This is a genomic window from Aestuariivirga sp., assembly GCF_044239095.1.
GTDB lineage: Bacteria > Pseudomonadota > Alphaproteobacteria > Rhizobiales > Aestuariivirgaceae > Aestuariivirga.
This window is the reverse complement of sequence record NZ_JBIICB010000011.1, coordinates 1-20,689: the sequence shown is the minus strand read 5'-3', so window position 1 is coordinate 20,689 and position 20,689 is coordinate 1. Positions and strand designations below refer to the sequence as shown.

General features: G+C 58.4%; 20 protein-coding genes and 1 pseudogene. 6 read left to right on the top strand and 15 right to left on the bottom strand.

Annotated elements, in window-relative coordinates:
• The first annotated feature begins 25 nt into the window (after positions 1 to 25).
• Positions 26 to 1,015, top strand: a complete 990-nt coding sequence (locus ACILRA_RS02090; protein ID WP_395660435.1) for an acetamidase/formamidase family protein — start codon at positions 26 to 28, stop codon at positions 1,013 to 1,015.
• A 721-nt stretch (positions 1,016 to 1,736) separates the two neighbouring features.
• Here ACILRA_RS02090 and ACILRA_RS02085 read toward each other — a convergent pair.
• The 6 genes from ACILRA_RS02085 to ACILRA_RS02060 all read right to left on the bottom strand — a co-directional run bounded on the left by ACILRA_RS02085 (position 1,737) and on the right by ACILRA_RS02060 (position 7,406).
• Positions 1,737 to 2,576, bottom strand: coding sequence for a hypothetical protein (locus ACILRA_RS02085; protein ID WP_395660434.1), 840 nt, complete (start codon positions 2,574 to 2,576; stop codon positions 1,737 to 1,739).
• 400 nt (positions 2,577 to 2,976) lie between these two features.
• A complete protein-coding gene (locus tag ACILRA_RS02080; RefSeq protein WP_395660433.1) occupies positions 2,977 to 3,726 on the bottom strand; it encodes an MBL fold metallo-hydrolase in 750 nt (249 codons plus the stop codon).
• Between the two features lie 5 nt (positions 3,727 to 3,731).
• Positions 3,732 to 4,736, bottom strand: a complete 1,005-nt coding sequence (locus ACILRA_RS02075; protein WP_395660432.1) for an ABC transporter ATP-binding protein — start codon at positions 4,734 to 4,736, stop codon at positions 3,732 to 3,734.
• Complete coding sequence (locus ACILRA_RS02070) at positions 4,733 to 5,509, bottom strand: ABC transporter permease (protein WP_395660431.1); 777 nt, start codon at positions 5,507 to 5,509, stop codon at positions 4,733 to 4,735. Before ACILRA_RS02070 ends, ACILRA_RS02075 begins: the two co-directional genes overlap by 4 nt.
• On the bottom strand, positions 5,506 to 6,345 hold the full coding sequence (locus tag ACILRA_RS02065; protein ID WP_395660430.1) for an ABC transporter permease: 840 nt from the start codon (positions 6,343 to 6,345) through the stop codon (positions 5,506 to 5,508). The genes ACILRA_RS02070 and ACILRA_RS02065 overlap by 4 nt, the downstream gene beginning before the upstream one ends.
• On the bottom strand, positions 6,342 to 7,406 hold the full coding sequence (locus ACILRA_RS02060; RefSeq protein ID WP_395660429.1) for a spermidine/putrescine ABC transporter substrate-binding protein: 1,065 nt from the start codon (positions 7,404 to 7,406) through the stop codon (positions 6,342 to 6,344). Before ACILRA_RS02060 ends, ACILRA_RS02065 begins: the two co-directional genes overlap by 4 nt.
• Positions 7,407 to 7,486: 80 nt before the next feature.
• Between ACILRA_RS02060 and ACILRA_RS02055 the strand changes: the two genes are divergently transcribed.
• The gene (locus ACILRA_RS02055) at positions 7,487 to 8,146 is read left to right on the top strand and encodes a TetR/AcrR family transcriptional regulator (RefSeq protein WP_395660428.1); all 660 of its coding nucleotides are present in this window, start codon (positions 7,487 to 7,489) and stop codon (positions 8,144 to 8,146) included.
• Positions 8,147 to 9,167: 1,021 nt separating this feature from the next.
• On the opposite strand, the gene ACILRA_RS02050 is transcribed toward ACILRA_RS02055, so the two are convergent.
• The 6 genes and pseudogenes from ACILRA_RS02050 to ACILRA_RS02025 all read right to left on the bottom strand — a co-directional run.
• Entirely contained in the window at positions 9,168 to 10,478 is a 1,311-nt protein-coding gene (locus tag ACILRA_RS02050; RefSeq protein ID WP_395660427.1) for a hypothetical protein, read from the bottom strand.
• Positions 10,478 to 10,756 (bottom strand): PqqD family peptide modification chaperone, encoded by a 279-nt coding sequence (locus tag ACILRA_RS02045; RefSeq protein WP_395660426.1) that lies wholly within the window; start codon positions 10,754 to 10,756, stop codon positions 10,478 to 10,480. The genes ACILRA_RS02050 and ACILRA_RS02045 overlap by 1 nt, the downstream gene beginning before the upstream one ends.
• Positions 10,753 to 12,009, bottom strand: coding sequence for a glycosyltransferase (locus ACILRA_RS02040; RefSeq protein ID WP_395660425.1), 1,257 nt, complete (start codon positions 12,007 to 12,009; stop codon positions 10,753 to 10,755). The genes ACILRA_RS02045 and ACILRA_RS02040 overlap by 4 nt, the downstream gene beginning before the upstream one ends.
• Positions 12,010 to 12,030: 21 nt before the next feature.
• Positions 12,031 to 13,002: a hypothetical protein gene (locus tag ACILRA_RS02035; protein ID WP_395660424.1), complete on the bottom strand. Its 972-nt coding sequence runs from the start codon at positions 13,000 to 13,002 to the stop codon at positions 12,031 to 12,033.
• Positions 12,999 to 13,739 (bottom strand): tetratricopeptide repeat protein, encoded by a 741-nt coding sequence (locus ACILRA_RS02030; protein ID WP_395660444.1) that lies wholly within the window; start codon positions 13,737 to 13,739, stop codon positions 12,999 to 13,001. Before ACILRA_RS02030 ends, ACILRA_RS02035 begins: the two co-directional genes overlap by 4 nt.
• A 24-nt stretch (positions 13,740 to 13,763) precedes the next feature.
• Positions 13,764 to 14,060: pseudogene (locus tag ACILRA_RS02025) on the bottom strand (glycosyltransferase family 2 protein); the annotation flags it as partial.
• Between the two features lie 415 nt (positions 14,061 to 14,475).
• On the opposite strand from ACILRA_RS02025, the gene ACILRA_RS02020 reads away from it, so the two are divergent.
• The 4 genes from ACILRA_RS02020 to ACILRA_RS02005 all read left to right on the top strand — a co-directional run bounded on the left by ACILRA_RS02020 (position 14,476) and on the right by ACILRA_RS02005 (position 18,157).
• A complete protein-coding gene (locus ACILRA_RS02020; protein WP_395660423.1) occupies positions 14,476 to 15,348 on the top strand; it encodes a glycosyltransferase family 10 domain-containing protein in 873 nt (290 codons plus the stop codon).
• A 94-nt stretch (positions 15,349 to 15,442) separates the two neighbouring features.
• A complete protein-coding gene (locus ACILRA_RS02015) occupies positions 15,443 to 16,552 on the top strand; it encodes a glycosyltransferase family 4 protein (RefSeq protein ID WP_395660422.1) in 1,110 nt (369 codons plus the stop codon).
• Positions 16,553 to 17,171: 619 nt separating this feature from the next.
• Complete coding sequence (locus ACILRA_RS02010) at positions 17,172 to 17,366, top strand: hypothetical protein (protein WP_395660421.1); 195 nt, start codon at positions 17,172 to 17,174, stop codon at positions 17,364 to 17,366.
• A 461-nt stretch (positions 17,367 to 17,827) separates the two neighbouring features.
• Positions 17,828 to 18,157 (top strand): hypothetical protein, encoded by a 330-nt coding sequence (locus ACILRA_RS02005; protein WP_395660420.1) that lies wholly within the window; start codon positions 17,828 to 17,830, stop codon positions 18,155 to 18,157.
• 333 nt (positions 18,158 to 18,490) lie between these two features.
• On the opposite strand, the gene ACILRA_RS02000 is transcribed toward ACILRA_RS02005, so the two are convergent.
• The 3 genes from ACILRA_RS02000 to ACILRA_RS01990 all read right to left on the bottom strand — a co-directional run bounded on the left by ACILRA_RS02000 (position 18,491) and on the right by ACILRA_RS01990 (position 20,391).
• Positions 18,491 to 18,775: a hypothetical protein gene (locus ACILRA_RS02000; RefSeq protein WP_395660419.1), complete on the bottom strand. Its 285-nt coding sequence runs from the start codon at positions 18,773 to 18,775 to the stop codon at positions 18,491 to 18,493.
• A 237-nt stretch (positions 18,776 to 19,012) separates the two neighbouring features.
• Positions 19,013 to 19,372, bottom strand: a complete 360-nt coding sequence (locus ACILRA_RS01995) for a cupin domain-containing protein (protein WP_395660418.1) — start codon at positions 19,370 to 19,372, stop codon at positions 19,013 to 19,015.
• A 647-nt stretch (positions 19,373 to 20,019) separates the two neighbouring features.
• Positions 20,020 to 20,391, bottom strand: coding sequence for a hypothetical protein (locus tag ACILRA_RS01990; RefSeq protein ID WP_395660417.1), 372 nt, complete (start codon positions 20,389 to 20,391; stop codon positions 20,020 to 20,022).
• Between the last annotated feature and the right edge of the window lie 298 nt (positions 20,392 to 20,689).

The window sequence follows — 20,689 nt, the reverse complement described above, 5'->3', positions numbered from 1 at the left end:
GTTGCAAGAGAAAAGGGAGACGAAAATGGGTTGGCTGGAACACTCGATCATGTCGCGCAAGGCTCTTGCGAAGGGTAAGGTCACCAAGACCTACAACATGACAGAGGCCGATCAGGGCAAGTATCATTATGTCTACGGCCCCTATGCGAAGCCCGTGCTGAGTGTCGATCCCGGCGCGCAGATCTCGGTCGAGACGCATGACGCCTTCGAGGGTCAGATCAAGAGCGAAAAGGATGTGCCAAGCCAGATCCTGAACTTTCCCTATCTCAACCCTCAGAACGGCCCGATCTATGTGAACGGCGCCGAGAAGGGCGATTGCCTCGCGGTCTATATCAAGGAAATCCGGCCGCGTGGGCCGCAGCCCGCCGGCACGACCTGCCTCATCCCGGAATTCGGCGGCCTCGTCGGCACCGGTGAAACGGCGATGCTGAACGCGCCGCTGCCGGAAATCGTAAAGAAGGTCCATGTCGATCCAGTCACGGGTGTGAAGTGGAACGACAAGATCACGCTGCCCTACGAACCCTTCATCGGCACCATCGGCACCTCACCCGAGATTGAGGCCATCACCTCGCTCCAGCCCGATTACTACGGCGGCAACATGGACTTACCCGACGTCGCCCCCGGCGCCGTCATCTATCTCCCTGTCAACGCCCCGGGCGCACTCCTGTACCTCGGTGACTGCCACGCGGCACAGGGCGATGGCGAGCTCTGCGGTGTGGCGATCGAGCACCCGACCGTCACCACCGTTCAAGTCGATCTCATCAAGGGCTGGACCTTCAAATGGGCCCGTCTCGAGAACGCCGAGCGCATCATGACCATCGGCTCGGGCCGCCCCATGGAAGACGCCGCGCGCATCGCATACCGCGAACTCGTTCGCTGGATGGCCCAGGACTACGGCTTCACCGAGCTCGACGCATACATGCTGCTCACCCAAGCAGGCAAGGTGCGGCTCGGCAACATGGTGGACCCGAAATACACGCTGGGTGCTTCCATAGCGAAGACGCTCCTCGTCTGAGGCAGGCGCGGGGCAGGACCAGCTAAGGAAGATACGTTATCGGCGAAGTAAAGGCTGGCCATTCAGCAGTGAAATACCAGGCCAGCTTTGCTTCAGTTGCATGACGAAGTCAAAAGGGACAGCGGCCAATCAGCCACGCTCGCAGGAGGCTGGCGGTTGACAGGCCGCTGTTGCACATGTTGGCAAATCCGGAAGAGTGAGCGCTCGCCATTCCCCCGTTTTTGAGAAGGCATCGTCAAGACTGGCGGTCCGGTGCGCGTTCAAGCATTTCCGTCCTGTCTGCTGAAATGGAACTCGATCTGAGGAGTTCCCGGGGGTTCGATGGGTGTTTCCCTCTGGACCATAGTGTCGCTGCCCATGACGATTCTTTCAGATTGAATTTCAACGGGACAATGCCAGCCTTTCCAGCATGCAGACCCTGGGCGTGCATCCCGGAAGACGGCGCTCTCATTCTACGCTGCCGTGGACACTCATCCCAGCTTGACACGGGGGATTTCAGGCTCGGGGTCGAAAAATGGATAGGACGAGAGGGCTTCGCACCAACAAGAGAGAGAGAATGCAAATCACGGCGGCGAGGAATGGCAAAGCGCATCCAATCTCTGCCGCTCATCGCAGCCATGCTTTCTCAATCCAGTCAGGAACTTTGGAAAGCACGGGGACGAAAAGCGGAATCGCAACCTCCTCCAATTCTATCAGCCATGGGTGGCGCAGGACGTCATCATCATGCATGTTCCCGGCTGCCCGACAGATATGCCGACAGTGCCGTTGGAAAATCCGGCAGCCGGCCGACCTGGAGCCTGTAAACCGGGACCATGTCTACGAGCTGCTTGGCTTGGGTAACAAGGGCTACTCTCTCCCTGACCTCTAGCGAGTCTGGGAGATGGGTAGCCTCCAGGAAAAGCTCGAGTCTCCTGTGCGCCGGTAGTCTGCCTGAGTGGGCACTCCCACCTTCGTTCCACTGCAAAACGACGATCCTGCTTAGCGGCAGATCCGGCACATGCCACATGTTACCGAAATCTGACGGACAAATGACGCAGCGTCTACAGCCCATCTCATCGTGAAAGATACTGAATTGGGCAAACCTCAGGCCACTGGGGTCTATCTGCCGCAACTCGCTGTGCATCATGTGGAGCGGAAGTGTATAGGGTAGAGCCACTCCGGCCTTGAGGCAAACTCCCGTGGTAGACGCTACGTGCAGTCCGCTGTCCATCGCCTCGACCGCCGCAAGTCGAAGTGCGCGCTGATCGTCTCCCGTCACGAGCACCCAGCCGTCTTCGGCCGCGATACAGATGCCCCTCATCTGCAGCCAGTCCCGCAGGAGATACCGCACGGTCTCTTCAACTTCGAGCCATAACGCCTCGGCTGCGAAGTCGGGAGAGATTTCGGTTCTGCCTGAGGCAAGACGATAGCCTGCACTGGTGGTTTCAACCGAGGCGGCGAGATGCCGCTTTGGCGGAATCGCGTAGACAGCCGAGCTTACATATCGTGCGAAGAGTCCGAGCACCTCTTGGTCCGCCGAGACCTCAACGGAGATATCGGCAATCTGAAACATCATCTTCATATTTGGACTAACTGTTCTCTGATGGTTTGTTCAAGACGTATACATGATGGCTTGAGGAAGAAGAAAGTCCAGAAACATTCTGCTTGAGCCGCGGGCGGTCCTTTGTGATCAACTCCCAATTCTCGCCGCCATGCCAGCGAAAGCTATCATCCCGCTTCTGTTGCAGCACATGCTGACCGAAAGCGGGACCCCAGCCTTCGGTGGGGCGATGGCACGGTTGGAACGTAAATCCTCCAGTGATCTCAACTGATCGCCCGCCGCTTCAGTCCGCCGATGACTTGTGAAACCCTCCAGAGTCAGGCCCAGTACGGAATCGCGCTTGTTCTGCCGTATGCGACCCACACTGAATTATGTAACGTGATAAGAATAGGCTTAGCACGGAATGGCACTGCCGGCGCGGTCAGCCACTGAGATGGCAGCCGGACTTCCTCTGACCTGCGAGATATTCGCTGATGATCTGGCGGAAGCGCACAGGGCCAAAGCTTGGAAAATGCCCGCCATGGACGATTGATACCGGCAGCCTGCGCAAACGCTCGAGGGTCTCAACATAGGCCGGGATAGCGGAGTGATAAGCATCGTCGATCAGAGGCCCGTCATAGACAATGTCGCCCGACAGGAAGATCCCGGTCTTCTTCTCGAAAAGACCGATACCGCCCGGTGAGTGGCCGGGCGTGTGAATGACTTCGAAGGCGCGGTCGCCCAAGTCTATGACATCACCGTGTTCCAGCAAACGGCCAATGGTGGCGGGCTTCACATGATAGCGCGACTGGTCCCAGCCCTCGGGGAGGCGGTCGAACATCTGGTCGGTCGCATAGCGATCCGCAAGCGTCCATTCATTGCGCGGATCGGCGAGGATCGCGGCTTCTGCGGCATGAACCCAGCAGGCGCCGAATTCATGATGGCAGCCGATGTGATCGAAATGCGTGTGGCTGGCAATGCAAGCGAGTGGCTTTCCGGACACGAGCGGCACATGAGCGCGCAGGCTGACATGGCCGAGCCCGGAATCGAACAGAAAGTCCCTGTCCCGCCCCCGCACATGCCACATGTTGCAGCGGTAGAACGGCTTGATCCAAGGCTCATGTATCAGCGTCACGCCATCGGCGAAGGCGATCGTCTCATACCATTCATTTGCGCTGACGCGGAGTTCCATCAAGATCAGTCCTTCAGTACGATCGCATGCGCAGCATTGATGCTAAGCGTTACTTCTTGTCCGGCGCCGATTGCGGTCTCTGCGGGAAGTCTTGCCAGCAGGGTGACATGTCCGGTGCGCGCCGTCACGCGCTTGAAGCTGCCCTGATAGACCACATCGGTCACCACAGCAGGGATGGGCCCACCAAGGGAGACATGCTCCGGCCTGATTGCCACATGGGCGGCGCCGGGGGACGCGGGAAAGCGGCCGAGCGGGGTGTCGATCATGCTGTTGAAGACGGTCCCCGGAACGATGGTGCTCTCGCCCATGAAGGTGGCGGTGAAGCGCGTGGCAGGCCTTGCGTAAACCCGCTCCGGCGTACCCTGGTCTTCGATCCGGCCATGGTTCATGACGACCACATGGTCGGCAAGCGCCATCGCCTCCTCCTGGTCGTGCGTCACATGTATGAAGGCCGTGCCGACGCGCTTCTGGATGGCCTTGAGCTCGTCCTGCATCTGGCGGCGGAGCTTGAGGTCGAGGGCCCCTAGCGGTTCGTCCAGCAACAGCACGGCGGGCTCCACGATGAGGGCTCGGGCAAGGGCCACGCGCTGGCGCTGGCCGCCGGACAGCTGATGCGGTTTCCTGCCGAATGAAGAGGCCAGCCCCACCACGTCCAGCATGGCGCGCGCCCTCTCGTCGCGCTCTGGCCTGGCAACTCCCCTCATGCGGAGGCCGAAGCCAACATTTGCGCCAATCGACATGTGCGGAAACAGCGCATAGTCCTGGAACACGGTGGCGGTTGGGCGCTTGGCCGGCGCCATGCCCGTGCAGTCCATGCCCTTGATGAGCACGCGGCCCCGTTCTGGGGTGAGAAACCCGCCGAGGATGGAGAGCAGCGTGGTCTTGCCGGAGCCTGAAGGCCCAAGCAGCACGGTATAGCTGTCTTGTTCGAGTGCGAGCGTCACGGCCTCCAGCACGCGCGTTGCGCCAAAGCTATGGGAGACGTCTTCGATGGAAACGAGGGCCGTCATGCGGCGCGCCTCCGGAGTGCAACAAATTCGAAGATGATAGCAAGCACGATGGACACCCCGAAGACCAGCGCGCCCACTGCATTGGTCTTGGGGTTGAGCCCAGCGCGCAGCAGGTTCCAGATCTCCACGGGGAGTGTCGTGTCGAAGCGGGTAAGCAGGAACGAGATCACGAATTCATCCCAGGAAAACGTCATTGAGAGGAAGAAGCTCGCAAACAGGGCTGGCCACATCATTGGGGCAGTGACCAGCAGAAGCACCTTAGCCTCCGATGCGCCAAGGTCGCGCGCCGCGCGCTCAATATTGGCTTGGTGCTCGCCCATCTGGCTGTAGATGATGGCGAAGCAGAGCGGCAGGTTGATGACCACATGACCTATTCCCGCTGCGACAAGCGATTTTGGTATTCCGATCCAGTTGAAAAAGATCAGAAGCCCCATTCCGATGATGAGATAGCTGACGGTGAGGGGCAGCGTGATGAGGCCCCGCATAAGCGCGGAAGCTGGCAAGTGAAAGCGCGCAAGGCCCCAGGCGGCAAGAAAACCCAGAAACGTGGCGATTGCGGATGTGACGACCGCGACGAGAATGGAATTGACGAGGCCTGAGGTGAGCCGTGCGTCACCCAGCACCGCCGCATACCAGCGCAGGCTGGGTCCGTTGAAAGGCGGAATGGGGAACAGCGTGCCCTGGAAGGAGAACAGCACCAGCACCGCCACAGGCAGGAAGATGAAGCCATAGAGCATGGCAGCATAAAGGATGGCGAGCGGCCGCATCATCATGCCCTCTCGAGCTTGAGCCAGCGCGCGCAGGCAAGATAGGCGAGAGTGACGACGGCCATGAGGATCAGCGACAGGGCCGAGGCCGAGCCGAAGTCACCCCGTCTTCCGATCTGCATCATGATGAGCTGCGGCATGAGAAGCTCGTTGTTGCCGCCCAGAATCTGCGGCGTGATGTAATCGCCAATGGCCAAAACGAAGGTAAGGAAGGCACCCACCATGATGCCTGGAAGCGTCAACGGCAGGATCACATGAATGAAAGTCTGAACGCCAGATGCACCGAGATCTGCAGCCGCCTTGCGGTAGTTTGGAGAAAGCTGCTTGAGGTTGGCATAGATGGTGAGCGTCAGCAGCATCACGAAGAAATGCACGAACCCCACCACCGTTGCGGCGCGTGTATTGGCGATCTGCAAAGGTTCAGCGATGAGGCCGAGGTTGACCAGGGTGGAATTGACCACGCCCTTTTCCGCCAGCACGAGCAGCCAGGAGTAGGAACGCACCACATAGGAGGTCCAGAAAGGCAGAACGGCCAGCATCAGCGCCAGCCGCTGCCAGCGCTCCGGCACGATGAAGGCGAGAATCCAGGCAAAGGGATAGGCGAGCAGAACGGAGAGCAACGTAACCAGAAGCGTCACTTCAAGCGAATTGGTGAGTGCCCGCCAGTAGCTCTGATTGGTGAAAAACTGCGTATAGTTGGCAAGGCTCATGCCCGCCATGCCTTTGGGGTAAAGGCTCACGACGCCCATGGCGATAAATGGCACAACGAAGAAGACCAGCGTCCACAGCAATGCCGGTGTGACGCTGGCCCAGCCGATCCGTGTTGCGGAAGATGCGCTCACTGCGCCTGGATCATTTCGGTCCAAACGTCCTGCATCTTCTTGTCGAGATCCTCCGAGGGAGCGGGATAGCCTAGCGCGCGCGTCAGGAAGCCGGCCTGCTCGTCAAAGCGCAGGATCTTCTTCTGCTCGTCTGAGAGGGCCGCGGTCTTGCTGGCGGGCATGCCCCAATAACAGGAGGAGGTGGCGAGCCGCGCCTGGCCTTCTGGGCTCAGGATATACTGGATGAACTTCAGCGCCATTTCCTTGTTCGTGGAGTCCTTGAACATGGCGAGTGACTGCGACCAGAGCACGGCTCCCTCCTTGGGGATCGAGAAGTCGAGGTCCGGGTTCTCCTTGGCAATGCCTGCCGTTACCCACTCGCCTCCGCCGACGAGGATGTCTGCCTCGCCGGTGGCAAGCGCCGTCTGGCTGGCGACCACGTCTGTCACCGCCTTGGCGTTGGCCTTCATCTTGAGGAGGACGTCCTTGATCGCCGGAAGGTCAGCCTCGGTGAGTTCGGAGGTCTTCTTGCCGATGGACATGGCGGCGAGGCCCATCACTGGCAGGTAATAGTCATAGATCGCCAGGCGGCCCTTGTATTTGTCGTTGGTCAGGACAGAGAGCGACTCCATGTCTGCCGCATCGACCTTCGACTTGTTGAAGCCGATGGTGTTGTATCCGAATTTCTCAGTAATGCCGTAGCGCTGCCCGTCAATCTTGGAATGCTGGTCCATCAGCACCTCTGGGAAAATGTCGGCAATGGGTAGCTTGTCTTCGGGAAGCGGCTCGAAAAAGCCGCGCTCCACGCCGCGGCGCACGTCCACCGTGTCGATCACCATCACGTCCCAGTCACCGGGCTGCGACTGCTCAACGAGGGCCAGACCGGCACCGGTGCCCTCGAACTCCTTCACATTCACCTTGATGCCATTGGCATCCTCGAAGGGCTTCAGCAGGTTGGGATCAGCATGGTCGCACCAGACCAGGGCATTGAGGTCCGCGGCAGAGGCTGTTGCGTATGTTCCCGTAAGAGCCAAAGCAGCAAGAGATGCGCCGAAGAGACGGCGCGTAAGACGGCTGATCATTTTGCGTTTCTCCCTGTTTGGTGAAAAGTTGAACGAATTACAAAGTTGAGTCAATTCCAAAAATCCGGCACACTGATGCAATGTCAGGCCTCCGGGAGAAGCAGAAAGCCCACCGGCACGACCGCATCATCGAGGCGGCGAGCAGGCTGTTCCGCGAACAGGGCTATGAAGACGTCAAGATGGAAGCAATCGCCACGGCGGCGGAAGTGGCCACCGGAACGATCTACAACTACTACCGCAACAAGGGCGACCTGCTCGTCGCCATCGTCTCGCTCGAGGTTGAGGAGGTGCTGAAGGCGGGGGAGTGCGTCATTGCTGATCCGCCCCGGAGTGCCGAGGATGCAGTCGATGCCCTGGTCGGCGGCTATGTGGAGCATTCCCTTCATTATCTCTCGAAAGAGATGTGGCGCCAGGCCATGGCGATTTCCACGATCCAGCCCAAGAGCCCCTTGGGTGAAACCTACGCGGCGCTGGATATGTCTCTGGCCCAGCAAACCTCCCGGTTGCTCGAAAAACTGCAGTCTCTAGACGTCTTGAGTCCCTCAGTGGATATAAGCAGTGTTGGCGAAGTCATATTCAACAACACAAATATGAATTTCATCATGTTCGTGAAGAATGAAGACATGAAGATGAGCGAACTCAGAGTTAAGCTACGTCAGCAGCATCACGCGGTGCTAGCGGGTTCAGAATCATGGCCTCAAGGACGATCAGAACATGCAGAGGAAGAAGCGCAAGTCTGAAGAGATCGTCGCCAAGCTGCGGTAAGTCCATCTCGCTGCCTCACACGGGTCACCAGTAACTGATGCGGTTCGACAGATTTGGTTAACCGAGGTAACTCGTTACCGGTGGCGCGGGGTGATGCTGGACTAGGAGAAGCGGCTGAAGAGGCTGGCACTGGAGCTTGAGAATGCCAGGCCCCGGAAGGCGGTCTCGGACCTCACTCTGGACAAGCTCATTCTGAAGGAGGCGGCATTGGGAACCGGAGGTCAGCGCCAGCGGAACTGCTGAGCCCCGCGCGGCGCCGGGCGTGTATCGCGCAAGCCCGGCAGGCTCTGTCGATCACGGAGTGCTGGGCCTTTGCGGCACTCGGCCAGCACCGTTCAACACAGCGCAGGATCCCGCGGGGCCGGGAGGACGAGAAACAACTAACGGACGGCCTTGTGGCCCCGGCCCGGGTGCATGGCCGGCTGGGACACTGGAAGATGGCAGCTCTTCTGCGCAGCACGTCGGGCTGGGTGGTCAACGATAAGCGGGTGGAGTGGATCTGGCGGCAGGATCGCCTGAATGTCCCACCCCGGCAGCCGAAACCTAGCCGGATCTGGGCGAGAGATGTAGCCTGCATCCGTCTCCGCCCAGCAAGGCCGAATCATGTCTGGTCTCATACCAAAGGTCATATTCATCGACCGACGTGTGCCCACTCGCCCATTCCGATGGAGTGGAGACTCCGGATGGCGGCCTGACTGAGATCGAACTGGCAGGTGGCCGCCGTGTGCGGCTGCGCGGGCCGGTAAGTCAATGCAGTAGTTCCGTTTGTACAAGCCGATCCGCCGGAAGTGCACATCGACACGGGACAGTCTTTCCGTCAGTCGCTCCGCGTGCCGTCTGTGCTGTCGACTTCGAGAACCGCGGCGGAAATCAGATCTCTTGGGAGGCCGGGGCGGAGCAGGCTAGCAGAACAACTATCGATGAAGGCCGCGGTGTTCTTCATCGGCGTAAGCACAAGAAGCAGGGGAAGGCTCGCTTGCGAAGCAGTCTATAGTTTCACGTGGCATCCTTCACTCTGTCGTAGTTGCGTTGCCAGCTTTTAAAACTCGAGAAGATACTCTGAGTGTTGTGCCCTTCCGGCGCGAGAGCGGAAGGGTCATCCTCGGCGGTCAGTATAAGTTCCTGCGTGTCAGCGTAAGGAGGGGTACTTCGCCATTCCCGAAGGCCCCGGCGCATGAACTGACGTTGTGTCACATGATCATCGCCCAGTTCCAGGACGACCGTCCCGGCCTCACGCGCCAGCCACCATGTACCCACAGGAGCCGTATTGCGGACCAGAAGATTGTGGGGATGGAACTCCACATGCTCGACGCCGATCGATACCGTCTCGAGCCGGAAGTGGCGTTGTGCCGTTAAGGCCTCTACGATGAGTTGCATTTCGCCGTCGCAGGCTGGCGGACGAAAGACACGTCCGTTCCAGAGTGTCCTCAGTTCTGCGAGATAACCGAGGCAGGCCTCCTCGGCGGCAAAGCCCGAAATCCCGGGGTTCTCCCCGAACAGTTTCCACTTGCGCTGGCACCGGTGCTGGAACATGCGCCGTCCATCGGGATGGTGCTGGCAAATGCAGCCATACAGCCGCTTGGCGCCATGCCGTACCAAGTGAAAAGACTGACCAAGCGCCAACCAAGCCAGCAGGAAGCAGTCTTTGTCCCCATAGATGTGCTGGTAGACGAGCCGGGAGTTCCGGTTCATGAACCAGGAAAGGGCGAGCGCGGGATAATGTCGCGTGCGGTCGATCGCCAACTGCCCGCTTTCGAAGGAAGGCATGGCCCGGTAGCTGACGCCACACAAGTCCCAGATTCGGGAAGAGGCGGCGATTGACACGAGATCCGGCCAAAAGACGGCTCCAGTTTCTAGGAAGGCGGCATCCTCGAACAGGACGGCAGGATCGATCAGCGGGACGTTATCCGCGTCCAAGAGAACGACCTCCCGGAAAGAACACTTCAGCAGTGCCAGCGATTTGAGCTCGAAGCCGCCCAGTTCGACGCCGTCATCAGCGTACTGGCGCGCATCGATCGTTTCGACCTGTTGACTGGCCATCAGGGCGGACATTGCCGACGACATTTCCTCCGGCCCGATGTACCAGATCTGGATCGGAAGCTTCGATCCGAGATAGTCACGCAGCATGCGTACCGCTACCCAGGCGCAGGTGAACATCCGCGCGCCACCGGCGGGAATAACGATCCCCCGGGGCAGGAGGCCTGCCTGTGACAGCGATGCATCACGAGCCTCACCCACTGCCTCGCGAAACGAGGCCCGGAAGTCTTCCTCTGCGGCGGACAAACCCGGGATGCCGCTCTCCGTCATCAGGCAACCTTGTGGATCATGGATTCGATTTCAAGTTCCGCCAGGCAATTGAGCACATCCCGAATGGGCGCCTCATTGAGCGCGAACTCCTCCTTGAGGATCGCAGCAATGGCAGCAGCGGCAAGGACACCGTCGCAGAGAAGGAAAACAGCGCTGGCGACAGGATTGAGGAAATGAATCGCTTCCCCATCCGCGTCGTTGACGGCAAGGCCGTCGGGGATATCCGTGAAAGACAACCCCTCGGCCTTCTGGAAGACGTCCGTTTCGGAAATGCTCATACCTCTGATTCCTTCTCAACTTCATGAAACAAACTGGTCCATTCATCCCTGATGTGCTCGCAGCTGTGACGCAGCCGCACGGCATGGCGGCCACGTCTGCCAAGGCGAACAGCCTCGTGCGGGTTCTCCAGCAGGTGCCTGCAGGCCAGCGAGAAACGATGCGCACTGGCGGCAATCAGGCCCCAGGGTGGTTCCGTCGTCCAGAGGCCGGCAGCGGCCTGCGGGCATGCGACCACAGGAACGCCATGCGCACCCGCTTCCAGGATCTTCAGTCGCGTACCGCCGCCCGAGCGCATCGGTGCAATGGCCAGTGCTGCGTCGCGGTAGGCAGGTGCAAGATCCTCAACGTAGCCCATGAACTCCACCCTGCCCTTGCGTGCATGCGCAAGCAGTGAGCGCGGCGGCGCATGTCCCACGATGCGCAACCGCGCGCCAGAGATGCGCGGAAGAACGTTCCGGATGAACCACAGCAGGCCGTCCACATTGGGCATATAGCGGAGCGAGCCAACAAACAGAATGTTCCTGCCCGCCGGACGAGACTTTGGTGTAATCGCGTTGAGGTGCGGCACGGATACGCAATTGGAAAGCGGGCGGAGCGGCAAGCCAGGATGGCGCGATGCCAGGCGCGGCACGTCCTCCTGATTGGCGAGGGTGATGGCGCGGAACGAGCGTAGTTTCTGCGCGAGCAGCCTGTCGAAGGCGGCGGCCTCAAGGATGGCCAAGCGGGCGGCAAGGGACTGCCCCGACGCGGCGTGGACGCCGGCCAAGGAAAGGAAGGATGTCACATCGTCCTCGTCGAGGTCGATGGAACGAAGGATGTGGCCTGGCACATCGTCGATCGTTGCGGCGAGATAGCTCCGGAACACATGCACCATTCCAGCTCCGCGGCGCTCAACGCACGCTGCCACCTGCCTCACGACCTTGCCCGTGATGGATGCGGCCAGGGAGGGGTTGCCGTAGCGCTCGAAATGCAAGAGTTGCTCTGCCGGATCGCGCAGCCGGGAGATCATCGTGAAGTAGGCGTCCGCCTCTTCAGGGCCGCCGATCACTTCGAGTGGCGTGTTCGGGAAGTCTGCGGAGAAGCGTTGTAGTCCGTTGTCTGTGACGATGACGGGTACGAGGATGACGGTTACCTCATAGGCCCGGGCAAGGCCCGATAGCTGGACAGCCGCGCGCATCGCAAGGCCCATGCCGCTCCAAAGTGGCAGCACCGGCGTTATGAACACAGCACGACTGATGCGATTCGAGGACATCGTCTCTTTCATAGCAGTGGCTCAACGCGCCTCAAGGCGGGTTTTCTTTGCCAGCACTTCGGCCGCGATCTCGAACGAACAGAACTCCGTCTTGAGACTGTGCGTCTGCTCGAATGTGCGCCAGCGGGCGGTCCTTGGAGACGAAAAATGCCACACATTGCCGCCCGCGTTGACCTCGAGTGCGTAAAACCTTCCCGTGTTGTCTTCGCGGAGAATGTCACATCCAAGGATGGGGTGCCGGGGAAAGGCCTCTGCCATGTGCAAGGCAAACTCCAGCAGTGAACGGTCATGCGTACGCGTATTCTGCCCGCGGTCCGACTCTGATGGCATTGCCTCGATAACGTCATCCGGTGAATCAAGTGGAGGCCGCACCTCAATCCGTTGTGTGCGTGAACCGTAGAGTACAGCGCCGAACAGCGTGAGACAACGGTAGACGGTCAGCTTGTCGCCGGTGTCGATCCATTGCTGAACCAGCATTGGCAGTCTTCGGCTGGGATGATCGTGCGGCAATTGGCGGCCGCTGAGAGCGGCAGTACGGAAAACCTGCAGATAGAGTCCGCTCGAAGTTTTCGCTGGGTCACTCGGCTTCAGGATCACAAAGGGACCCCAGTCAGCTGGATTGAGATCCATGCCGTGCTGGTAAGGGGCTGTATGTGGCGTTGGGATCCCCAGTCTGCGAAATGCCCGGAACTGGTCCAGTTTTGAAACGAAGCGATTCTCATAAACCGGGCCGCGCGGAGGAATGAAACGTCTGATGCGCCCGAAACTGAACGTCAGCGTGGGCCTCGACCAGTCAGCCGGGGAGATAACGTCCGCTGATTGATCCGTCATTACGCCTATGATTTTAATCTCTGGCGCGATGGTCTTCATCTTCTCGGCGATGGCCTCGATGTCTGAATGCCAAAGCTTCTTCGGCTGATGAACATAGACGAGGTTAAGGGTTTTCGGTACAATCGCTTTCGGCGTTAAGATAAGGTTCGGAGCGGCGGTCATGAGATCCGCTTGGACGATTCCTCGGCCGGCTGCCGGATCAACGTGGCAGCACCTGCAATGTCACCGAGTTTCACGAGCGCCGCTGCCTTGAGTTCGCGGGCAAAAACTCCAAAGATCTGTTCATCGAAAGCCATCAGTGCGGGTGGGAGCATCGTCGGATCGATGGATAAGAGATGATCGAGCAGTGCGACAGCCTCCTTCGGGCGACCATGAACGACGAACCAACGGGCCTTGAGAAACATCATTGCGTAGTCTCCCGGAAAGCGCCGGAGCGCTGGATCGATCACCGGGGAGGGATCAATACCTGAATCAATCTGCAGCCTCGCTACCACTTGCGCAAGGAGATTGACATCAGCCGCCTCCTTATCACTCGCGCTACCGCCGGCAACGGTCAGTCCTCTTAAGCCAGCCTGGAGGGCTTCTCCGCTCTGTCCCAGAGCCGCATAGGTTTCAGCCAGGTGGTACCAGAAATAAGGTCGCTCGGGATTGACAGCGATGCTATCGAGAAGAAGCGGAAGGTTGCGCGGGTGCTTCCTGGACTGGTCGCCATCGTATCCGAAGTGATTGATAAGGACATCGGCCCTGCCAATCTCAAGCCCGCGCCTCGCCGCATATGCGGAGACAGAATGAACATGCGTTTCGTGGATCTTACCCTCGAACATGATCTCCGGATCGCGGCGGAAGAGTCTGTGCTCCCAGTAGCGGGTATAACCAGTTTTCGGGCGGAACTTCACCATGGCTGCCGCCCAGCGGGGCCTATCTATCTCTTCGCCTAGCGCCACTCCTGGCGGCATAAACAGGCACTCATCAGCATCAATATAGAGAACCCAATTCCCGCGGCAGGCCCCGAGTGAATGATTTCTCGCATCAGAAAAGCTACCCGTCCAATCAAAGCGCAAGACCCGGGCACCGGCAGTCTCAGCAATTTCTACCGTACTATCTGTAGACCCGGTATCTACGACCACGACCTCATCGACATGGCCACGCAAGGACTCAATACAAGTCGCAAGAAAGCGCTCCTCATCTCTTACAATCAGAGAAGCGCTCAAATTTGTCATGCTGCAAACGGGATGTCCGCTATTGCAGCGGAAAGGCGGTTATCAGGGAACGTTCCCAGCAAACGCGAGCGGGCCGACCTTGCCAACTGACTCGAGTTTCAGAGAAGAAATAGACGGGCACAGATATCCACCCTTGGCAATCTGAGCGAGTACCGCCTTTTGAACGGACTGGTTTACTGATGTCTGAAGCATGTTCTCTCCTTTACAATAAGGTTAGGCTATTTCTGCGGCGCCATTCTGTCAACAACGCATTACATCGGCGGGACTGAATTCCACAATGGTAACCTATATCCTCTTAAGGTTGTCTGGCGCTACTGTCTGAGGCGATCTAGCAAACCATACATGCTATTGCAGCTCCAGCCCCAAGCAACTACGACCTCAACACCTTCATCTTCCGGAGCCCTCCATCGTGAGAGTGTCATACATCTACTCAGCACCATGGTTTGGAGGCCCGAAGCCGTGGTTTAGCCTTAACGGTCTCGCCGAGGTCTCTTTCGGCTACGATGGCGTTTTCGCGGCGGACGTGGTCGTCGCCCATGCGCCGAGCCTGCTCGGGCGCGGCTACCATGACCATGTCGTTCAACTTCGCCGCAATGCACCCCACTCCCAGATTTGGCTACTCGAGACCGCAGAGAGTGCTGTCAACTATCCCTCGCAGTTCGAACCGGCCTTCCGCGGACTCTTCGATGCCGAGATCTCCTATCGTCAGACGGCAGATATCTGGGCGCCCTATGTTCACCCTGACCAGTTCACCGGCTATCAGGACGCTGCCACAAGCACCCGGTCCGAACTCTGCTGTGCCTTCATTTCCAGTGGCGTAAACAAGAGCCACCGCTGCGAGTACATGGCGGCTCTCATGCAGCACATGGAGGTCGCATCCTTTGGCCGCTTCATGAAAAACAGAGTACTGGACGATGACCGTGGAACCGAGAGCAAGCTCGTGGCGATGCGGAACTTCCGGTACACCCTGAGCTTCGAGAACGCGATAGAACCTGACTACGTCACAGAAAAATTCTTTGAGCCTTTCATCGCAGGAACTATCCCCATCTATCTCGGCGCACCCAACGTAGCAGAGTTTGCGCCAGGCGATGATTGTTACATCGACGCGCGCCAGTTTCCGGAACCAGCAGCTCTGGCCGCCTTCATAGAAAATGCGGACCCGAGTCGGTTTCATCGCTGGCGCAAGGCACCGCTCAGACCCCGCTTCCGGGATATGCTACAACAGACTTACGCACCTTTCGACGCGAGCTTTATGGCATTGGTCGGGAGGCTGAGGGGCAGCCGATAGCAGGACATGAACGCTCAGCCATACCGCTCGCGAACTGACTGATGGCGAAATCGCCTACTCCAACCTGCGTCAAGAATATACTCCAGCGCATTCAATGACAGCTAGCTTCAAATTGCTCTTCCTGTCCGCTGCACCAGGGTATGGTGGCGCAGAACGGAGCGTTGAAACCATCGTCGCGCATCTCCCGAATACTTACGAGGTGCATGTGCTTGCCGAATCCAGCATCCACATAGAGGCGCTGGAGGCAGTTGGACATTCCCGCCTGAGGATCTACCGAGTTGATACCCGGGACGGAGAGGTGTTGGCGCAGGCCGCCTTCACGCTCATGAGCGTGTGGATACAGGTGCAGCCCGACGTGATTATCGTCAACACCTATGACTCCGCCCGGATTCTTGCCCAAGCGCGAAGGCTCCTACCACAGATAGATCGGCGGGCCTTCATTTATGTCAGGGACTTTCAATGGCTCGATATTGACAGCCTGCTTGCGCAACTGCCAGATGCAGCGATCATCGTGCCACATGAAGTTGTCCTCGAGCGGCCCGGATACCTGCCCACGCAAACCACGGATCAACGGTCGATCCACATCGTGCCGGATATGGCAGTAATCGAGGAGGATGCTCGCCCGCATTCCACAGGTTCAGGTCCAATGCTGCACCTGGCGACAGTCAATCCCTGGAAAGGACATCTCTCTCTGCTGAACGCTGTATCCGAACTCCACCGGCGAGGGATCGGCATCAACGTAACCTCTTATGGATGCTGTGCCGACGCCGCACTTAAGCGCGAAATCGAAGGAGTAGCGACTTCGCGCGGTATCAGCAGGCTCTTCGAACTCCATGATCATGTCTCTGACCCCCGACCTCTGATCCGGGATAGCGTGGCCGTTCTCGTAACCTCGGTTTCACACTCCGGTGGACCGGAGACATTCGGCAGAACGGTCATCGAGGCATGGGCACAGCGCCGACCGGTCATCGCCTACCAAGCAGGTGCGCCGGGCCGCCTGATCCGCAACGGAACGGATGGGCTTCTGGTTCCGGAGGGTGACAGCGTGGCACTTGCCGAGGCAATGAGCCGCCTGCACTCCTCGCCAACCCTGCAATCAGACTTGGGACTGGCGGGTCACGAAAGAGTAAAGCGGGACTTCTCTGCACCACGTGTCGTTGAAAGGCTGCTGCAGATACTGCTCGATCAGAAATGCCGTGAATAGGCATTACCCTGAAGCCTCTCAACTGACCCAATTTTGTTGAGCCTACACAGACTGAGAAGCCGGGTCACTTCGCGAAGTCGATTCCAAGTCAGGATCATGTCTCCTGCCATGACATAGCTGACGGCCTTGGTCGCCGGGCTGTTCCGGCCTGGGCCGAGGTGATCAGCTGGCCACGGCTGGTAGACCGACGAGAGGATCATCGCCAAGCTGGGGCGGATCACATCCTGAGCGCCTATAAGTCCTGGCCCGAGAACCTTACCGACGTAAACATCATGTCCAGCGATCGCTTCATACCTTAGGCTACAGGCGCATTGAAGCGATCATCTGCCAAGCTGAAGTTGCATCGACACATCCCTGTAATTCCAACCAGACGAATCCGCAGAACTTATGCAGGCACCTCGAGACTGGTTATCGGAAGCTACTGATGAGACGCGTTCATGATACGCTCGTTTCAGTTGGTCTCGCACTTGCGTTTGTTGCTTCTTCCAGAATCGTGGCCGGTGCAACAACCATGGATTATCTGCCTTGAAGCACTTTTACGTTTTGTGCACGGGGCAGCGTCGTTACTTTCAACAAACAGACCTGCTACGCCCTGGCGGGCAACAGGAACCGAATTCCAATGCTCAATCTCAACACCACTTGGCGGATCATAGGAACCGACCTCGAATACAAGGGAGACTGGATTCAGCCAGCCAACCCGCCGACCTTGGCGGCACCCCCCTACTTTACCGGTACCGTGATCCGCTATGCGGGAAACCTCCATCTCTCGACGAGTGACAATAACCTGACATTACTCACTAACTCATCTATTTGAGATCGGATAGTCATCTATACTGCGGCGGGGACTTGCTGAGCCACTGGCCCGACCGGTCCGACTGGCGCTACCCCTGACCTCTCTTCTTTACGAATGAAGTTATCCAACTCCAGCAGGAATTCGCCATTGCTGCATTGTACCGCCCGGATGGGGAAACCCGGCAGCGGGGTTTCGATGCATGCAACGCGCTCGCGCCTAGCCGCCGCGCCCCGAATAAGGTCCGCAATCTCGCACACTACAACACCATCTATTACGTAGGTCACGCCGCGGAGCTTTTCCCATGTATACGAATGACAAGGCAGGCCTTCACCGGGCCCGAGGGCTTCCTTCCGCTGAACCCGTCGATTGCCGTTCTTGATGGTACTATGCTGCTTCTCATACGCTTTGTGAATTACCGGTTAGAAAATAGGCGCTGCGTGATTACCGGTAGTGGATAAATCATTCGTACACGGAATTTCTTGTTGAAGCTGGACGATTCTCTGGCGCCGTCCACCTGCCGGGAGGTGCTCGTTCCGAACGACTGGCCTTCGCCTGCCTATCAGATCGTGCAGGGATCTGAGGATATTCGCCTCGTTTCACAAAGCGGGAGGCTTTCAGCCAGCGCGACCATCCGGGGACTGGACTCCGAGGGCCTATGCGAGATTGTGCTAGCCAGGATTAACGCAGAACGCCTTGAAAACTTTCGCTTTTCTGCATGGCATACCATCAGCAAGGTTGAGCGCCGCTGCGCGAAGGGCGTGATTAAGGAGAAGCTGTTCGGCCGCTGCCGTGAACTGCTCACCGATCTCTAAGCCGCGTTCCTCCATACGACCAGCCTGTCCAATTGCGGCGACGGGAGCGAGACGCAGGCTGAATTGGTCAAGCAAGCTGAAATCTGAATCGAGGCGCAGGGCAAACCTGTGCCAGACGAGAGCGCGACAGAATAGAAGATCAGGCCGACCTTGCGGCGGTTGCGGTCACAATCCAGCCCACGCGCTCGAATGCCTTTTGTATGACTAGACTACCAGGACCGTTACCAGCTTTCGTCAGAACCGATCTGGACTGGCGGCAATCCACAAGGGGATCGCACCCAACGATGGATGAGCGAGGGGAAATGACTTGCCCCTCACCCTGCTATCCCAATATCAAGGCGCGACCACGCTCAGGCTGACCTTGCCGGCCATCACCTTTGGCGCCTTGGCCTTCCTCGCCAGCAGCCATTCACGTGCTGCCGCAGTAATGGCTTCGGATGCCTTCTCGTTCTTCGAGACCGTGACAGAGAACCCGCCATCTTCGGTCTTGATCAACGAATAATCTACGAAACCTTTCACTGCATGCATGATCTTTCTAACTTCACGCTTGTTGGCAATGATGAGATCGACAGTTTCGGCGGCGCCTTTGCCAGTGTAGGTTCTGATAACTGTATGCATCTTGTCCTCCCGCTTGTGCGGACGCCAATTCAGAGATCGGCATCCTTGCTTATCCACATCACCGCAGATGGGCGACGATGGCAAGAGCAATTGGAAATGCCTCCGAAAGCGAGCTGACAGGTCTTCGAGCGCGAAAGCGGCTTCGCGATCAAGCCTCAAGCCGGAACAGAATCACGCCCGGCGAATGCAGCACCAAAGTTGATTGCAGGCCATCCTGCGAGATCCGGCCCTGTGAGCTCAGGCTTTCTCGTACTTGATGACATAGATCTTTCGCGTTGTGTCGTGGAGTGTCCACTCGCCATTCCAGCCGATAGGAAGAACCAGCATCTCGCCTGGTCCCACATCCTGAGTCCGCCCGTCAGCGTCGTGCAGAGTGACCCTGCCGTAAATGATGTGACAGATCTCTGAATTCGTGTCGCGGTTGGCAGTAAACCGTCCCGCCGTGCACTCCCAGATACCCACTTCCGCTAGCCCGTCCGGCGATGTCCAAAGCGTCTTTGCGGCCTCGACCTGGTTTCCTTCAACCGAGGTGGGCTTTGGCTGCGGCGTGCCGAGGTCAATGTTTGCGAGGTGCGCAAAAGTCTGAAAAGGGATCATGTATTCGTCCGCCGTCTTGGGATCTGGGAGAGGTAATCTATGACGTGAGGACCGCTTCTAGGCAAGTCTCTGCGCCGCAATTCATGCATCAAGACCTCCTGAATCAAGATCGGAACCACATCTGCAAAACATTGGCAGAAACGCATGGAACGCTCCGCCTGCGGCAAATTCCCAGACCCGGCCCACATGATGCGACAGCCGAACACCTCGCCGAACTCGGCTGCATTCTTGTGGCCGGGCTCATTCGCCTGAAGGCGCCTCAGTCTCGTTCTTTATCTGCTGACCGGGGAGAAAGTTCTGCCGACCTGTTAACCCCACAGAGCGGTGATGCAACGCGCAACTTGCAAGGAGGCAAGACACGATGAATGACCCGGCACTGGCGCTGCTGGCCGCGCTGAGGACAAGCGATACTTCTCGCGCCGGAGATCTTGGAAGCTATTCTGGCAGTGCGGCAGACTGAGGACCTCGCGATGACAATAGTGATGCAGCCGTTTCCATGGGAATGGCGGCACCAAGCATTGCCGTAAGGTCGCGAACTGCTTCATATCGTCCAAGCGCATGTTACGAGCTTGGCTTGGAGGCATCATGCCCCCCCGGAAGACGCCTCCCTGCCTTTGGGAGGCGTCGCCAAGGATCAAGGGAGCCGGTCAGAGGCCGGTGCGGGTGACAACCATGCGGCCGTTGCTATCATTGTAAACATGCACGTAGAAACGATCGCCGCTAAGCATGTTGTCCAAGAGGTAGGCGGTACCATCGCGGTCGCCCGCCAGCGACAACACGTTGGGCTCGCCTTCGCGGAAGCCGCGGTCAACCCATGTGCATTGTCCAGCTTGCACCACGCCTGCATCACCACCTGGCGAAAAGCGGAGGGAAATCGTGGCATTGGACTTGACTGTGGCCAGCATTGCGCCACCACCCTTGCAAATCAATTGATAGCTGCGAGGCGAGGCTTCGGCCGGTGCCGCGGCAAGGATCATGGTGGCGGCAGCGAGGGTAAGCGAAAACTTGGCACTAGGCATGTGATTTCCCCTTAGTTGACTTATGTTCAACGAGTTCATGTTAATCTCGTTGGCAGGAAAATTAAAGACCATCTCTTGAACGGGATCAGAATGCAGAATTCATCCGGCGTTCATCGCGATGGCCAGGTCACAAGAGGACGTGATGCGGCACTGCCTGATGCCATGACCGACAATTCCAATGCTAGTGGATTGGCCGGGACAAAAGAGTCCGATTGAAGGTTCCCAACGGCTTGTTGACGTGCGAATCTGAAAGGATGCGCAATGGTATCAGTTTCACCGTTTCCGCCGCCGACTGTCA

Coding starts and splice junctions, on each gene's coding strand:
- ACILRA_RS02090 (WP_395660435.1), top strand. CDS start 26: ATGGGTTGGCTGGAACACTCGATCATGTCGCGCAAGGCTCTTGCGAAG.
- ACILRA_RS02085 (WP_395660434.1), bottom strand. CDS start 2,576: ATGAAGATGATGTTTCAGATTGCCGATATCTCCGTTGAGGTCTCGGCG.
- ACILRA_RS02080 (WP_395660433.1), bottom strand. CDS start 3,726: ATGGAACTCCGCGTCAGCGCAAATGAATGGTATGAGACGATCGCCTTC.
- ACILRA_RS02075 (WP_395660432.1), bottom strand. CDS start 4,736: ATGACGGCCCTCGTTTCCATCGAAGACGTCTCCCATAGCTTTGGCGCA.
- ACILRA_RS02070 (WP_395660431.1), bottom strand. CDS start 5,509: ATGATGATGCGGCCGCTCGCCATCCTTTATGCTGCCATGCTCTATGGC.
- ACILRA_RS02060 (WP_395660429.1), bottom strand. CDS start 7,406: ATGATCAGCCGTCTTACGCGCCGTCTCTTCGGCGCATCTCTTGCTGCT.
- ACILRA_RS02055 (WP_395660428.1), top strand. CDS start 7,487: ATGTCAGGCCTCCGGGAGAAGCAGAAAGCCCACCGGCACGACCGCATC.
- ACILRA_RS02050 (WP_395660427.1), bottom strand. CDS start 10,478: ATGACGGAGAGCGGCATCCCGGGTTTGTCCGCCGCAGAGGAAGACTTC.
- ACILRA_RS02045 (WP_395660426.1), bottom strand. CDS start 10,756: ATGAGCATTTCCGAAACGGACGTCTTCCAGAAGGCCGAGGGGTTGTCT.
- ACILRA_RS02040 (WP_395660425.1), bottom strand. CDS start 12,009: ATGTCCTCGAATCGCATCAGTCGTGCTGTGTTCATAACGCCGGTGCTG.
- ACILRA_RS02035 (WP_395660424.1), bottom strand. CDS start 13,002: ATGACCGCCGCTCCGAACCTTATCTTAACGCCGAAAGCGATTGTACCG.
- ACILRA_RS02030 (WP_395660444.1), bottom strand. CDS start 13,739: ATGGTGAAGTTCCGCCCGAAAACTGGTTATACCCGCTACTGGGAGCAC.
- ACILRA_RS02015 (WP_395660422.1), top strand. CDS start 15,443: ATGACAGCTAGCTTCAAATTGCTCTTCCTGTCCGCTGCACCAGGGTAT.
- ACILRA_RS02010 (WP_395660421.1), top strand. CDS start 17,172: ATGCTCAATCTCAACACCACTTGGCGGATCATAGGAACCGACCTCGAA.
- ACILRA_RS02000 (WP_395660419.1), bottom strand. CDS start 18,775: ATGCATACAGTTATCAGAACCTACACTGGCAAAGGCGCCGCCGAAACT.
- ACILRA_RS01995 (WP_395660418.1), bottom strand. CDS start 19,372: ATGATCCCTTTTCAGACTTTTGCGCACCTCGCAAACATTGACCTCGGC.
- ACILRA_RS01990 (WP_395660417.1), bottom strand. CDS start 20,391: ATGCCTAGTGCCAAGTTTTCGCTTACCCTCGCTGCCGCCACCATGATC.